Annotated in this window: 11 protein-coding genes and 1 rRNA gene; 10 read left to right on the top strand and 2 right to left on the bottom strand. The window is 64.7% G+C overall.

Annotated features, from left to right (window positions below; all coding sequences use genetic code 11):
• Window positions 1–41 precede the first annotated feature (41 nt).
• From rrf to AC239G_RS11465, 4 genes are all read left to right on the top strand, one after another.
• Window positions 42–160 (top strand): 5S ribosomal RNA (rrf, locus tag AC239G_RS11480).
• A gap of 189 nt (window positions 161–349) precedes the next feature.
• On the top strand, window positions 350–745 hold the full coding sequence (locus tag AC239G_RS11475) for a hypothetical protein (protein WP_487488883.1): 396 nt from the start codon (window positions 350–352) through the stop codon (window positions 743–745).
• Window positions 746–885: 140 nt separating this feature from the next.
• Window positions 886–1,902: a hypothetical protein gene (locus tag AC239G_RS11470; RefSeq protein WP_181271757.1), complete on the top strand. Its 1,017-nt coding sequence runs from the start codon at window positions 886–888 to the stop codon at window positions 1,900–1,902.
• A 252-nt stretch (window positions 1,903–2,154) separates the two neighbouring features.
• A complete protein-coding gene (locus AC239G_RS11465) occupies window positions 2,155–3,954 on the top strand; it encodes a BCCT family transporter (protein WP_487488882.1) in 1,800 nt (599 codons plus the stop codon).
• A 177-nt stretch (window positions 3,955–4,131) separates the two neighbouring features.
• Here AC239G_RS11465 and AC239G_RS11460 read toward each other — a convergent pair whose 3' ends face one another.
• On the bottom strand, window positions 4,132–5,694 hold the full coding sequence (locus AC239G_RS11460) for a GMC family oxidoreductase (protein ID WP_172170139.1): 1,563 nt from the start codon (window positions 5,692–5,694) through the stop codon (window positions 4,132–4,134).
• Window positions 5,695–5,742: 48 nt separating this feature from the next.
• Complete coding sequence (locus AC239G_RS11455; protein WP_487488881.1) at window positions 5,743–7,221, bottom strand: aldehyde dehydrogenase family protein; 1,479 nt, start codon at window positions 7,219–7,221, stop codon at window positions 5,743–5,745.
• Window positions 7,222–7,860: 639 nt separating this feature from the next.
• Here AC239G_RS11455 and AC239G_RS11450 point away from each other — a divergent pair.
• The 6 genes from AC239G_RS11450 to recN are packed head-to-tail and all read left to right on the top strand — an operon-like array spanning window position 7,861 to window position 14,387.
• Entirely contained in the window at window positions 7,861–9,741 is a 1,881-nt protein-coding gene (locus AC239G_RS11450) for a tetratricopeptide repeat protein (protein ID WP_487488880.1), read from the top strand.
• On the top strand, window positions 9,738–10,715 hold the full coding sequence (locus AC239G_RS11445) for an HAD-IIA family hydrolase (protein ID WP_487488879.1): 978 nt from the start codon (window positions 9,738–9,740) through the stop codon (window positions 10,713–10,715). The genes AC239G_RS11450 and AC239G_RS11445 overlap by 4 nt, the downstream gene beginning before the upstream one ends.
• Complete coding sequence (locus AC239G_RS11440; protein ID WP_139469718.1) at window positions 10,712–10,942, top strand: hypothetical protein; 231 nt, start codon at window positions 10,712–10,714, stop codon at window positions 10,940–10,942. The genes AC239G_RS11445 and AC239G_RS11440 overlap by 4 nt, the downstream gene beginning before the upstream one ends.
• On the top strand, window positions 10,939–11,745 hold the full coding sequence (locus AC239G_RS11435; RefSeq protein WP_487488878.1) for a TlyA family RNA methyltransferase: 807 nt from the start codon (window positions 10,939–10,941) through the stop codon (window positions 11,743–11,745). The genes AC239G_RS11440 and AC239G_RS11435 overlap by 4 nt, the downstream gene beginning before the upstream one ends.
• A complete protein-coding gene (locus AC239G_RS11430) occupies window positions 11,742–12,683 on the top strand; it encodes an NAD kinase (RefSeq protein ID WP_172170124.1) in 942 nt (313 codons plus the stop codon). The genes AC239G_RS11435 and AC239G_RS11430 overlap by 4 nt, the downstream gene beginning before the upstream one ends.
• Entirely contained in the window at window positions 12,684–14,387 is a 1,704-nt protein-coding gene (gene recN, locus AC239G_RS11425; RefSeq protein WP_487488877.1) for a DNA repair protein RecN, read from the top strand.
• Window positions 14,388–14,396: the final 9 nt, after the last annotated feature.

The following is a 14,396-nucleotide window of genomic DNA, read 5'->3' as shown; positions in this document are numbered from 1 at the left end:
TGACAACCCTGTGTGGGGTTGTGGTGGTGGTTTGTTGGTTTTGCGGTGGTGATAGTGGTGGGGAAACGCCCGGTTAACCGTTCCGATCCCGGTAGCTAAGCCCATTCGCGCTGATGGTACTGCAACTTGGTGGTTGTGGGAGAGTAAGTGACTGCCGCAATATTTTTTAAGGTGATGGCCTCGTCCAGTTTTTGGGCGGGGCCATTACTGTATTCACGAACCGGTGCATTCGTGTGTGTTCACGTGCGGGTGTGAGAGCTGGTGCTTATTACTACCTGACGGGGGTACTGCTACCTGGCGCGAGGTTGCTGCGCCGCCGTCAGGTAGTAATTAGGGGAGGAGGGAAGGGATGGAGAAGAAGACAATTGACGTTCTTAAGGCCGAACTTGCTCGCGACGGTGAGGTCGCAATCGGGTTCAACCGGGCAAAGCAGTTTCTGCGCAATCCTGTTGGCTTCCTTGGACTACGGCGGACCGGGCAGCCGGCACCACAGGTGATCGTCAATGAATTCGGTCTCTGGGCTGCTGCTGACGGTTTCCCGGAAGGTGGAGTGCCGTGGGCGCGCATCCTCGAAGTCCACATCACCAAGGTCAACGTCAGCTCCTATATCGACGTGAGCATCAGAACTCCGGATACTCCCGACCGCCGGCGGACGCTGCGGATGCCCCATATGCTCGAAGTCGATCCGGAGACTCTCGCCAAATGGATCGTCATGGAATTGATGGTTCGCGGCAATCCGATCTGATAGGCGAGGCTCGTCGACCATCAGCAGACTCTCAGCCGCTGTACATGTTCCGGGCTCAGCACCGTGCGACGATGAAACTGTCCGCTGTGTCGGATGCATCACAACAATGCCGTCCGAACAGACAGTAAAGGAGAGACCGCATGAACGCGTCAACCATCATCTGGATTGTCGTCGCCATCGTCGTGGTCCTGATCATCGTCGGGATCATCATCGCAGTCAGCCGCAAGGCGGCAGCGAAGAAGCGCGAGCACCAGCGGCAAGAGGCCGCACAGATTCGGCAGGAGGCCGCTGAATCCGAACATGATGTTCGTGCTCGAGAGGCCGAAGTCGAGAAACAGAGAGCAGAGGCCAAGCGCGCAAAGGCTGAGGCCGACGCTCGTGCTGCCGAGGCTGATCGTCAGGCGGCAGAGGCCGAGCAGCTGGACTCTGAGGCAGCAAAACGCGAAGAAGCCGTGAAAGCTGAACGCGTCGAACACGATCGCAAGCTGCAGCGTGCTGACGAACTGGATCCGGACACGCCGGAAAACGCGGGGGACACCCGTCGTGCAGACGGCACCGGTGCTGTTGGGGCGGCAGGCGCTGGCGCTCACGGAGCGTCGGCAGTCAACCAGAACGAACAGCTTGCCGATGAAGCTGCGCCGCGGAACGCTCCTCGGCAGGACGAGCAAGTTCCGCCGAACGGTACTCGGCATGATGCGCAGGCGCAGCAGAATTACGCGCGTCAGGATCCCTCAGTCCACCAGGCTGATCCGTATGGCGATCAGTACACGCAACAGAGCGGACATCGCCCTGACGAGTCGGTACCGCGCAACGACGTTCGCCGCGAACACCCTGTTCAGCAGGGTGCATCCCGTCCCGATCAGCCAGTTCAACGGAACGACGCTTATCCTGAACAGCCTGTTCGGCAGGATGCGCCTCGTCCGGACCAGTCTGGCGGTCAGGAACCGGTGCGCCGCGATCCCTACGCCCAGCACCAGGACGTCCGTGCTGATCAGCAGATGCCGGAACAGGGCGCTCGTCCTCGTGCCGAGGAACCGTTAGCCGAGGATTACGACCCTCGTGCGGACCGCCGCGGCGCGCGAGACCCATACGTTCAGAACGACGGACGGGTGGATCCTCTCGACGACGGTGGAGAGCCAGACGTGCCGAAACACTGACACGCCTCCCCCGCCGGCGAAAGAGCTGCCTGAGGCTGACGAGACGGTGCCCGAACCCATCAAGGTTCGGGCACCGTCTCGTTGTATCCGGACTTCCGGGTACCGCAGATGAACGGGACGAACATAGGGGAGGGCCGCCTCGGCGAGGGGGTGGCCATGAGTGCAGTGAGGCGAATCCGTGACAAGCGATTGTGTTGAAATCAGTTGATGCTTCTGTAGTGTGGACGGCAACATCCCTACGGAAGGTACGCCATGCTCGTTAAGCTGCACGACGCACTTCGACTCCGAACCAACCCGGCCATATTCTTCTCCTCTGCGGCCGTGATTATCATCTTCGTCCTCGGGACGATCTTCTTCACCGACCAGCTCGACGCGGGCGTCTCTGTCGCCTCGGATTGGCTGCTGACGAACCTCGGATGGTTCTACATCCTCGGTGTCACAGTCTTCGTCGCATTCCTCATCTACATCGCCGCCTCCCGGTATGGGCGAGCGAAACTCGGTCCCGATGACGAACCGCCGGAGCACTCCAACGGCGCCTGGTTCGCCATGCTCTTCGCCGCCGGCATCGGCTCGATCCTCATGTTCTGGGGTGTCGCTGAACCCGTCAGCCACTTCGGCGACCCACCGCGCGGATCCCTCGGTATCGAAGCGGGAACGCCCGCCGCCGCGGTCGATGCCATGAACTTCACCTACTACCACTTCACCCTGCACACCTGGGCGATCTTCACCCTGCCCGCGCTGTGCTTCGCCTACTTCATCCACAAACGGAACCTGCCGCCGCGGGTGAGCTCGATCTTCCAGCCCATCCTCGGTGAGAAGATCCACGGTCCCATCGGCAAGACCATCGACGTCGTCGCCATCATCGGCACCGTCTTCGGCATCGCCGTCTCGATCGGTCTGGGCACGCTGCAGATCAACGGCGGACTCGCTCAGGTCATCGGCGTTCCGGAGAACGCCCTGTGGCAGCTGATCATCATCGGCGTCGTCTGCGGGCTGGCCACGATCTCGGTCTCTCTCGGCCTCGACAAAGGCATCAAGGTCCTGTCGAACCTCAATATCGTCATGGCCGTGCTGCTGCTCATCTTCATCGTCGTCTTCGGCCCGACGCTGTTCATGGCCAAGGGCGTCTTCGAATCCTTCGGCACCTACATCCACCAGCTGCCCGAACTCGCGCTATGGAACGACACGTTCGCCAACACCGGCTGGCAGAACACGTGGACCGTCTTCTACTGGGCGTGGACGATCACCTGGTCACCGTTCGTCGGTATCTTCATCGCCCGCATCTCCCGCGGACGCACCATCCGCCAGTTCGTCATCGGCGTGCTCGCCATTCCCTCAGCCTTCTCGATCCTGTGGTTCGGCATCTTCGGCTACGCCTCCTTCGACATCGAGTTCAACCAGGGCGGGGGACTGGTCGACCGAGTCGTCGATCAGGGAGACATTCCGGGAGCGCTGTTCGCATTCCTCGACCACTACCCGCTGGCCGGACCCGTGTCGGTGATCGCAATCGTCCTCGTGGTGATCTTCTTCGTCACCTCGGTGGATTCCGCAGCGCTCGTCGTCGACACGATGAACAACGGCCACGAGGACTTCAACCCGCTGCCGCAGCGCATCTTCTGGGCCCTAGCCGTCGCCGTCGTCACCGCGGCACTGCTGGTGTTCTCCGGCTCCGGTGGACTCGAGGCACTGCAGTCGACGATCATCCTCGTCGGTCTGCCGTTCTTCATCATCGCCTACTTCCAGATCTACGCCCTCATGCGAGCGCTGCGCGAGGACGCAGGCATTCTGCCGCGGGTGCGCATGCGCCGCTGGAAGAAGGTGCTGCCGCCCGAAGAGGTCGAACGCCGCCAAGGCGGGGACGAACAGTTCGGTCACGAATACGACGACGATGAGGAGGTCGTCACCGAACCGCAGGCCGTCGAACCGGCACCGAAGTTCCGTGACCCCTATATCGAAATCCCTCATGAGAAGAAGGGGCGACGTGAAGGGACACTGGCCAGCCGCACCGGCAGCCGTTCGGGCAGCCACGGTAAGGGCGACGACGCCGACTGAGGCGTTTCGGCTCGGAGCCGACAGCCGATCGTCGCTGTCGGACACGACGAAGGGGGCGCTGCGATTGCAGCGCCCCCTTCGTCGTTTCGGTTCTGGGCCGAAGTTCCCACTCAGGTCATCGAATCAGCGCAGGGCCGCCTCGGTGATCTGAGCATATGACGACCAGATCAGTCCAGATCACTGACCGTTCTTGATCATCTCCGCGCACTTCTCACCCATCATCATCACGGTGATGTTGGGGTTGACCGTGGTGATCTCCGGCATCGCCGAGGCATCGACGACGCGCAGACGGTTGACTCCCTTGACCCGCAGCTGCGGATCCAGCGGTGACATCTCATCATCGGCAGCACCCATGCGCACCGTGCCGACCGGGTGGTAGACGGTGTTGTGCGTGCGGGTGATGTAGTCGGCGATCTGCTCGTCGGTCTGGACGTCCTTGCCGGGGAACAGCTCCTCGCCGGCCCATTCGGACATGGCGTCCTGGGAGACGATCTCGCGGGCCTTCTTGATGCCGGCGACCATGACGCGCATGTCATGGCCTTCCGGATCGGTGAAGTAGCGGGGATCGACCTTCGGCTTGTCACGGAAGTCCTTCGAGCGCAGGCGCACAGTGCCGCGCGACTTCGCATGAGTGACATTCGGGGTGAGGCAGAAGGAGTTCTCCGAGGTCTTGTAGCCCTGACGCAGGGTGTGCATATCGAAGGGCACCGAGCCGTAGTGCATCATCAGGTCCGGACGGTCGAGCCCGTCCTCGGTGGGGGAGAAGATGCCGATCTCCCACCACTGGGTGGAATCCTCGACCATCGGCTTCTTGGCCTCCCAGGAGATGACGCCCTCCGGGTGATCGCCCAGGTGCTCGCCGACTCCCGGCGAATCCACGCGAGCCTCGATGCCGACCTCGGCGAGGTGGGCCTTCGGGCCGATGCCCGAGAGCATGAGCAGCTGCGGGGTGTTGATCGCGCCGGAGGAGACGATGACTTCCTTCTTCGCCTCGATCCGGTTGGTCTTGCCGAAGGCGTTGTTGACCACGAGCACGGCCGTGCAGTTGTCGTCCTCGTCGAACTCGAGCTCCTTAGCCTGAGTGTCGGTGAGGATCGTGAGGTTCTCACGGTCGAGGATCGGGTGGAGGTAGGACACCGAGGAGGACGACCGGGTGCCGTCGTCCTTGCGGTTGACCTGGAAGAAGTTCGCACCGTTGATGACGGTCTGACCCTCGTTGAACTGCACGCGAGGGATGCCGGCCTGCTCGCAGGCGTCGAGGAGTGCGACGCCACAGGGATCGACCGGGGGCACGTTCATCAGACGGACCGGGCCGTCGTGGCCGTGGTGGTCGCCGGGCAGCTCATTGTTCTCGAGCTTCTTGTACAGGCCAAAGGTGTCCTTCGAGCCCCATCCGGCTGCGCCGTGCTTCTCTTCCCACTCGTCGAGATCCTCGCGCGGAGCCCAGAAGGCGATGCACGAGTTGTGGGACGAGCAGCCGCCGAGCACCTTGGCGCGAGCGTGGCGCATGTGCGAGTTGCCGTTCTCCTGCTCTTCGATCGGGTAGTCCCAGTCGTAGCCGGATTCGAGGAGCTCCATCCAGCGGTTGAGCTCAAGGACGACGTCCTTGTCCGTGTCGGTGGGGCCGGCTTCGAGGAGTCCGACGGTGACTTCGGGGTCCTCGCTCAGTCGGGCCGCGACCGCTGCGCCGGCGGAACCGCCGCCCACGACGACGTAATCAAAGCTATGAGTAGTCTTCACTGTTCATCTCTCCTTGTACTGCGGTATTCGTCTACAGGCTGCGGCGGATCACTTGGTGTGATCGGGGAACCAGCCGGTGACTGCCGGCTCGAGGTTCTGGTAGATGTGCTTGGCTTCCTGGTATTCGGCTAGACCAGTGGGGCCGAGCTCGCGACCGAAGCCGGACTGCTTGTAACCGCCCCATTCGGCCTGCGGCAGGTAGGGGTGGAAGTCGTTGATCCAGATGGTGCCGTGGCGCAGACGCTGAGCGACCAGCTGGGTCTTGCCCGCATCCTGGCTCCACACTGCTCCGGCCAGACCGTAGTAGGTGTCATTGGCGATCTCGACAGCCTCATCGACGGTGGAGAAGGTCTCGACAGTGACGACGGGGCCGAAGGCCTCGTCGGAGACGACGGACATTCCGCGCTTGACCTGGTCGAGCACGGTCGGCAGGTAGTAGAAGCCGTTCTCCAGGTCGCCTTCACCGAACTTGCCGCCGCAGCGCAGACGAGCGCCTTCGGCGATACCCTTCTCCACATAGGCATGCACCTTGTCGCGGTGTGCTGCGGAGATGAGGGGACCGGTTTCGGCGTTCTCATCGAAGGGACCGCCGAGGCGGATCTGCTCGGCACGTTCGACGAGGCGGTTGACGAACTCCTCGGCGATGGATTCCTCGACGATGAGTCGGGCACCGGCCGAGCACACCTGACCGGAGTGGACGAAGGCGCCGTTGAGAGCATTGTCCAGAGCCGCATCGAAGTCGGCATCGGCGAAGATGACGTTCGGGTTCTTGCCGCCGAGCTCAAGGGCGATCTTCTTGATCGAGTCGGCGGCGTTGCGGAACAGCAGTCGACCGGTGACGAGGCCACCAGTGAACGAGACCATGTCGATGTCCTCGTGCGTCGACAGCGGGGCACCGGCATCGGCGCCCGCACCGAGGATGAGGTTGCCGACCCCGGCCGGCAGACCGAGCTCTTCGAGGACCTGCATGGTGAGGATCGCGGTGTGCGGGGTGAGCTCGGCAGGCTTGAGGATGAAGGTGTTGCCGGCGGCGATGGCCGGGGCGATCTTCCACGCGGCCTGCAGCAGCGGGTAGTTCCACGGGGTGATGAGCGCGCAGACGCCGACGGGCTCGTGCACGATCTTCGACGCAACGGTGTCGGTGCCGGCGTCGACGACGCGACCGGCATCGTTTGCGGCGAGCTTGCCGAAGTAGTCGAAGCAGTTCGCGATGTCGTCCATGTCGATCTGCGATTCGACGAAGCGCTTGCCGGTGTCCAGCGACTCGGCACGCGCGAATTCGTCCTTGCGCTCACGCAGAACGGCGGCGAACTTCAGCAGCAGATCGCCGCGTTCGCTGGCGGGAACCGACGACCAGACGCCGGAGTCGAAGGCGCGGCGAGCGGCCTTGATCGCCAGCTCGGTATCCGCGGGGCTGGCTTCGTCCACCTCGGCGACGAAGCTGCCGTCGGCCGGGTTATGGATCTTTCGGGTTCCACCGTTGACGGCTGAAACCCACTGTCCGTCGATGAAGAGTGTGTTTGGCACGATTTCTCCTATTCCTAGCGGGTGAACGGTTGTGCGATCTGAAGGGCCGAACGCGCAGTCGCGGCAGTGGAGCCTGTGGTGTCGGGGAGTTTCCGGACGGCCGCGGATCTGCCGTTTGACCTGCGATGCGAACTGCTTCGGCGGCATTCATTCACATGCTTCCGGCCATCACAATAGGCGAAATCAGGGGCCGAATGCGCAATCCGATGATGCTGGTCACACCGGCAAGTGATCTTGGTCATCACATGATGGGGAATGCCAGTCGTGCTGGGGGACCGGCCGGCACTAGCCGCACCGGGGGACGGGCAGTCAACGAGGCCTGAAATTCTGATCGTGGAATCGCGGAGACATCCGTCATCCGCACAATGAGCTTCCACGTCAGGTGTCATTCGTCCCCTGGTGTCGAGGCGGCGCGGACATCCGCTGCCGCCGAACCTCTTCGATTGCCGTCGGCCGTTCCACTGGATTCGCCTTGATTCTAACAGAGCGCTGAGGCGGTGACCTGGGCGTTGACCCACAGAACAACGGGCGCGACGCTGAGTGGAATCGAGGTGCTGACGTGTCCCCGCCCACACGGCGTCGAAGCGGTGAGTGGACTAGAATAGAGCGGAACACCGAAAAGACTTCATAGGGAGAATCGTGGCCCAAGGGGATTCGCGAGACAGCCAGGACAACCGCCGCGCAGATGGCGGTCACCGCTCAGATCGCGACAACAATCGCAACCGTCGACCGGACAGCCGGGACGGCCGCGGGCCACGCAAGTCCGACCGCCGAGGCGGCTACCAGGGCAATCGTCGCACCGACGACGACCGTCGGGGCGGATACCAGGGCAACCGTCGCAATGACGACGATCGCCGAGGCGGCTACGGACAGAACCGCCGAAACGATGATGACCGTCGTGGTGGCTTCAACCGGGATCGCCGTGATGGTGACGACCGTCGCGGTGGCTACCAAGGTAATCGTCGCAACGACGATGATCGCCGAGGCGGTTACCAGGGCAATCGTCGGAACGACGACGACCGACGTGGCGGTTATCAGGGCAACCGCCGGAACGACGATGATCGCCGTGGTGGGTTCAATCGCGACCGTCGTGATGGAGATGACCGCCGGGGCGGATACCAGGGCAACCGTCGCAATGACGATGATCGCCGTGGTGGGTTCAATCGCGACCGTCGTGATGGTGACGACCGTCGAGGTGGCTACCAAGGTAACCGTCGCAATGACGACGACCGCCGGGGTGGCTTCAACCGCGATCGTCGCGACGGTGATGACCGCCGTGGCGGCTACCGCGGAAACCGACGGGACGACAACCGCGGAGGACGCGGCGGCTACGGCCGCAACGACAACGACCGCCGTGCATCCCGCAAGACCGACACCGGCGACTACGCACGCGAACAGCGCGCCCGCCGTCCGCGCATTCAGGAACCCGAAATTCCCGAAGGCGTCACCGGCCGTGAACTCGACAAAGAGATCTCGTCACAGTTGCGCTCCCTCGACAAAGAGAACGCCGACATGGTCGCCAAGCACCTCGTCGCCGCAGGCGGGCTGCTCGACCTCGACCCGGAGCGCGCCCACGAGCACGCCAAGGCCGCTATGGCCCGCGCCGGTCGTGTCGCCGTCGTCCGCGAAGCACTCGGCATCGCCGCGTACTACGTGGAGAACTACGACGAAGCCGTTCGCGAACTGCGCACCCACCGCCGCATCTCCGGCTCGAATGACAACATCGCGCTGATCGCCGACGCCGAACGCGGCCGCGGCAAGCCTGAGAAGGCCATCGAGCTGCTGAAGAACTCGGAAGAGCTCGACCTCGACAACGACACCCGCACCGAACTCGTCATCGTCGCTGCCGGAGCCAAGTCCGACCTCGACGACATCGCCGGTGCGCGCCGACTCATCGAAGCCGAGGACTTCACCCAGAAGCCCGGCGGCGGACTGGTCCGTCTCATGGCCGCCTACGCCGAGGTGCTGCGCATCGACGGGGAAACCGAACTCGCCGACAAATACGAAGAGCTCTCCCGCCGGACCGCCAAGGCGACCGGCACCCTGTTCGGCGACGAAGAGCCTGACCTCAACGCCGGCGTCGAAATCGAGACCGTCGAAGAAGTCGAAGACGAGCCCGAAGCCGAGACTTCCGAAGGCACTGACGTAGAGTCAGCCGACGGTGAGGCAATAAATGGTGAGGCTGCCGATGACGGGGCAACCGACGGTGAGGCTACCGACGCTGAGGCCGCCGATGCTGAGACGGCCGAATCCGCAGAAAGCTCGGCCCGCGAGCCCGAAGCTAAGACACCGCAGACGGAATCTGACGCTGCCGACAATTCCGCGGAAGACACGGGCACCGAGGCTCCGGCCGCAGCACCGAAGTCGAAGACACATGTCTCGGCGAAGGAACTGAAGTCGGTCAAGGTCTCCGACGACGAGATCGAAGCCGAACTCGACGAGATCCTCGCCGACGCAGAAGCCGACGCAGGCTCCGAGCCCGACACAACAGCAGCATCCGAGGCCGACGGAGAGCAGTGACACTGACCGCCGAACAGCACAACACAGCAGATGGGCGCCTGCCCGAATCATCGGGCACGCCCATCGACTGCGTCCTGTTCGACCTCGACGGAGTCGTCTACCACGGCACCCACGCCGTCGATGGCGCCGTCGACGGCATCAACTGGCTCCATTCCCGGTCGATCCCGGTCAGCTACGTCACGAACAACGCCACTCGCACGGCCGCAGCCACCGCCGAGAAGATCACCGGAATGGGTGTCGACGCCTCCGCGGACGAAGTGACCACCTCGGCGCAGGTGCTCGCCGAACGCTTAGCCGAACGATTCGGGCCGGGCGCCCGCGTCCACCTCCTCGGCACGACCGGACTGCGGGTCGCACTCGAAGAGGCGGGCCTCGAGATCACCGACTCACTCGACGCCGAACCCGTCGCCGTCGCTCAGGGACTCGACCCGGAGATCGACTACACGAAGATCGTGCGCACCTGCGAAATCATCCGCTCGGGCGCCGAATGGTGGGCGAGCAACCCCGACTTCTCCCTCCTCACAGAAACCGGGAAAGTCCCCGGCAACGGTGCCTTCGTCGACCTCATCGCCCGACTCACCGACGCCACCCCCGTCATCGTCGGCAAACCTGCACCGCACATGATGGACTTCGCGGCCGGCCGCCTCGGCGCGCATCGGCCCCTCATGGTCGGCGACCGCCTCAACACCGATATCGAAGGCGGCTGTGCCGCCGGCATCGACACCGCCCTCGTCCTCACCGGGATCCACGACATCCACGATGCCCTGCGTGCCGGCCCGGAGCGCCGACCGACGTTCATCCTGCCGAATCTGCGCGGACTCGAAGCCCTCATCACCGGCACCGACCGCGGCGAGTCCGCCCGGATCGAAGCCGAACTCCGTCGAGCCTGGGCTGCCATCGACGCGGGGGAGACCGACGCCGAGGCGGTCCTGTCCGAAGGACGCCTGCCCCGCCGGATCGGGGAGGACTCATGAGCCAGATCCCAACTCCCGGCCCAGGACCCGGCCCGAATCCCGGCACGAACTCGACCCCGACACCCGGCCCTGCTTCTGCCCCGACACCCGCCTCGGTGAGCGGGGACGTGCCGATCGAGACCTGGCGGTCCAGCCTCGCCGAGGCCAAAGAAGCACCGGCGGCTGAGCGGCACGAACTTCTCAACTCCCTGCTGGGCGACCTCGACGCGCAGGTGGGCTCCTTGTGAGCAGACTCGACCGGGCACTCGTCGACCGCGGGCTGCTGAACTCCCGCTCTCGCGCCGCCCGTGAAATCGCCGCCGGTCGCGTCAGCGTCAACGGCCGCACCGCGACCAAGGCCTCCCAAGACGTGAGAGACACCGACGACGTCGCCGTCACCGAACCCGACCCCTGGGTCGCCCGCAGCGCCCACAAACTCCTCGGCGCACTCGAGGCTTTCGACCTCACCGACCGACTCAATGATCTGACGGCCCTCGATGCGGGCGCCTCCACCGGAGGCTTCACCCAAGTCCTCCTCCAACACGGTGTCGCACACGTCTGGGCCGTCGACGTCGGCCACGATCAACTCGCGACCATCCTCCGCGACGACCCGCGCGTCCACGTCCGCGAAGGACTCAACCTCCGCGAACTGACCGACTCCGACGTGCCGACCGTCGACCTCGTCGTCGCCGACGTCTCCTTCATCTCCCTGCGCCTGCTCATCGGACCGCTGCTGGCCGCCACCGCGGCCGCGGGAGAACTCCTCCTCATGGTCAAACCCCAATTCGAACTGGCACGAGCATCGCTGGACAAACACGGCGTCGTCACCAGCCGGGAGAAACGCCGCCGCGCCATCGACTCCGTCCTCGACGCCGTGAGAGAACACGCCGGACGCGTCACCGACATCGCACCCTCACCGCTGCCGGGCCCCAGCGGGAACCGAGAGTACTTCCTGCGTGTTCGCCCAGGCCGAACACATGACCAGTCCGATAGGCTCGACCAAGCAGACATCCCCGCCCACCTGGACGAAATGATGAGAGGAGAGTCGTGACCAGACACATCATGGTGCTGCTGCACCCCCAACGTGATGAGTCGGCCGTGGCCGCCGTCAGCGTGTTCAAGGCCCTCCTCGACGACGGAGTCACCCCCGTCGTCCTCTCCGACGAGATCGTCGGCATCCGCGCCCGCCAGGCCGAGGCCGTCGACGACGAACCCATCCTCAACCACTGCGTCATCATCGACCCCTCCGAACTCGGTGAGTGGAAGAACGCCTGCGAACTCGTCATCGTCCTCGGCGGCGACGGCACGATCCTGCGCGCCGCCGAACGCTTCCACGGGTCCGGTGCTCCGCTCATGGGCATCAACCTGGGCCATGTCGGCTTCCTCGCCGAAAGCGAGAAGGAAGACCTCGCCGAGGCGGTCCACCGCGCCTCCCAACGTGACTATTCCGTCGAGGAGCGACTCGCCCTTGACGTGTCCGTGTGGCACGAAGGCGAGAACATCTTCAACGCCTGGGCCCTCAACGAGGCGACCATCGAGAAGACCTCGAAGTCCCGGATGATCGACGTCGTCCTCGGCGTCGACGCCCGCCCCGTGTCCTCCTTCGGCTGCGACGGCGTCATCCTCGCCACCCCCACCGGCTCGACCGCGTACTCGTTCTCCGCCGGCGGACCCATCGTCTGGCCCGAAGTCGAAGCGCTCATCCTCGTCCCGATCTCCGCCCACGCACTGTTCTCCAAACCGCTCGTCGTCAACCCGACCTCCCGCCTCGGCGTGGAGATCTCCCAGATGAACCCCGAATTCTCTGCAGTGCTGTGGTGCGACGGCCGCCGTGCCCTCGAACTGCCGTCCGGGGCCCGCGTGGAAGCCACCCGCTCAAAATCACCGATCCGACTCGCCCGCCTCCACACCGGCCCCTTCACCGACCGACTCGTCGCGAAGTTCCGCCTGCCCGTCTCCGGCTGGCGAGGACCGATCAAGGAGGCCTGAATGATCTCCGAACTGCGCATCTCCCACCTCGGCGTCATCGCCGAGGCCGCCGTCGAACTCGACACCGGCTTCACCGTCGTCACCGGTGAGACCGGTGCGGGAAAGACCATGTTCGTCTCCGCCCTGTCCCTGCTCATGGGCCGCAAGGTCGGCTCCGGAGTCGTGCGCAAAGGCGCAGAGAAAGCCGAAGTCGAAGGCATCTTCACCGATGTGGCTGAACCCGTGCGCGAACGCATCGAAGAAGCCGGCGGCAGCGCCGACGACGAAGCGATCATCTCCCGCACAGTGGCGCTCAAAGGCCGCGCCCGAGCCACCGCCGGCGGACGCACCGTGCCGATCTCCGTGCTCACCGACATCTCCTCCGACCTCATCACCCTCCACGGCCAGTCCGAACAGCTGCGCCTCAAAGGCGCAGCCCAACAGCGTCAACTCCTCGACGCCGCCGGGGGCACTGCTCTCGCCGAGGTGGCCGACCGTTACCGTGCCGCCTTCGAGAACTGGCGCGAGACCGAAGCCCGCGTCAGCCGCATCAAAGACTCCACCGCCGCCCGCCGCGAACGCATCCTGTGGCTGCGCGGCTGCCTGGAGACCATCGACAAGGTCCGCCCCGAACCCGGCGAAGACGAGACCCTGGCCGCACAGTCCGCGAAACTCGGTGCCGCCGCCGAGATCACCCGCGCCGTCGGCGCCGCCCACGACCTGCTGCTCGGTTCCGAGATCGACGATGCCGGCGCCGCCGTCGACCTCGTCCACCAGGCCATCAGCACGATCACCGATGTCGAAGGCTCCGACAAGGAACTCGTCACCATCCGCGAAGCCCTCGGCGACGCCGTGCTTCGCCTCTCCGACTCCGCCGCGGAACTGTCGTCCTACCTCTCCGGTTTCGACGAACTCGGCGAAACCTCGCTGGAAGAGACCGAAGCACGCCGCGCGGAACTCGGCACCCTGGCCCCCTACGGCCAAGACGTCGCCGAAGTCCTCGACTTCGAATCCCGCTCGGCCGCGGAACTCGCCGAACTCGAAGCCGAGGACCGTGACCTCGACGGACTCGACGCCGAACTCGACTCAGCCCGCGAGACCATGGAGGCGGCCGCCTCGGCGCTCACCGAGATCCGCAAGGCCACCGCGGACGAATTCTCCGCAGCGGTCAGCGAAGAGCTCACCGCCCTGTCGATGCCGAAGGCAGCGGTCGCCTTCGAGATCTCCGAACGCGAACCCACCACCCACGGGGCCGACGAAGTCCGGCTGACCTTCGCCGCCCATGAATCCTCGATCCCCGACGACATCGCGAAGATCGCCAGCGGCGGTGAGCTCTCCCGCGTCATGCTCGCCATCGAAGTCGTCCGAGCCGCCAGCGAATCCATCCCCACCTACGTCTTCGACGAAGTCGACGCCGGAGTCGGCGGCAAAGCTGCCGTGGAGATCGGCCGTCGGCTGGCCAAACTCGCCCAGGGCGCCCAGGTCATCGTCGTCACCCACCTGCCGCAGGTCGCCGCCTGGGCCGACACCCATGTGACCATCGTCAAGGACGATGACGCCGAGACCGTGCGCTCGGGAGTGCAGGAACTGACCGACGAAGAACGCGTCGTCGAACTCTCCCGCATGTTGGCGGGCATGGACGACTCCGCCTCCGCGAAGGCCCACGCAGCCGAACTGCTCGACAACGCTCGGCAGGTCAAGGAGGCCGGCGTTGGCAGCAGATGAGAGAATGGG

Source organism: Brevibacterium sp. Lmc1 (assembly GCF_057654315.1).
This window is presented reverse-complemented; position numbering and strand designations above follow the sequence as displayed.

Excerpts from the sequence above, each read along its gene's own strand:
- AC239G_RS11475 (WP_487488883.1), top strand. The coding sequence starts at position 350 with ATGGAGAAGAAGACAATTGACGTTCTTAAGGCCGAACTTGCTCGCGAC.
- AC239G_RS11470 (WP_181271757.1), top strand. The coding sequence starts at position 886 with ATGAACGCGTCAACCATCATCTGGATTGTCGTCGCCATCGTCGTGGTC.
- AC239G_RS11465 (WP_487488882.1), top strand. The coding sequence starts at position 2,155 with ATGCTCGTTAAGCTGCACGACGCACTTCGACTCCGAACCAACCCGGCC.
- AC239G_RS11440 (WP_139469718.1), top strand. The coding sequence starts at position 10,712 with ATGAGCCAGATCCCAACTCCCGGCCCAGGACCCGGCCCGAATCCCGGC.
- recN (WP_487488877.1), top strand. The coding sequence starts at position 12,684 with ATGATCTCCGAACTGCGCATCTCCCACCTCGGCGTCATCGCCGAGGCC.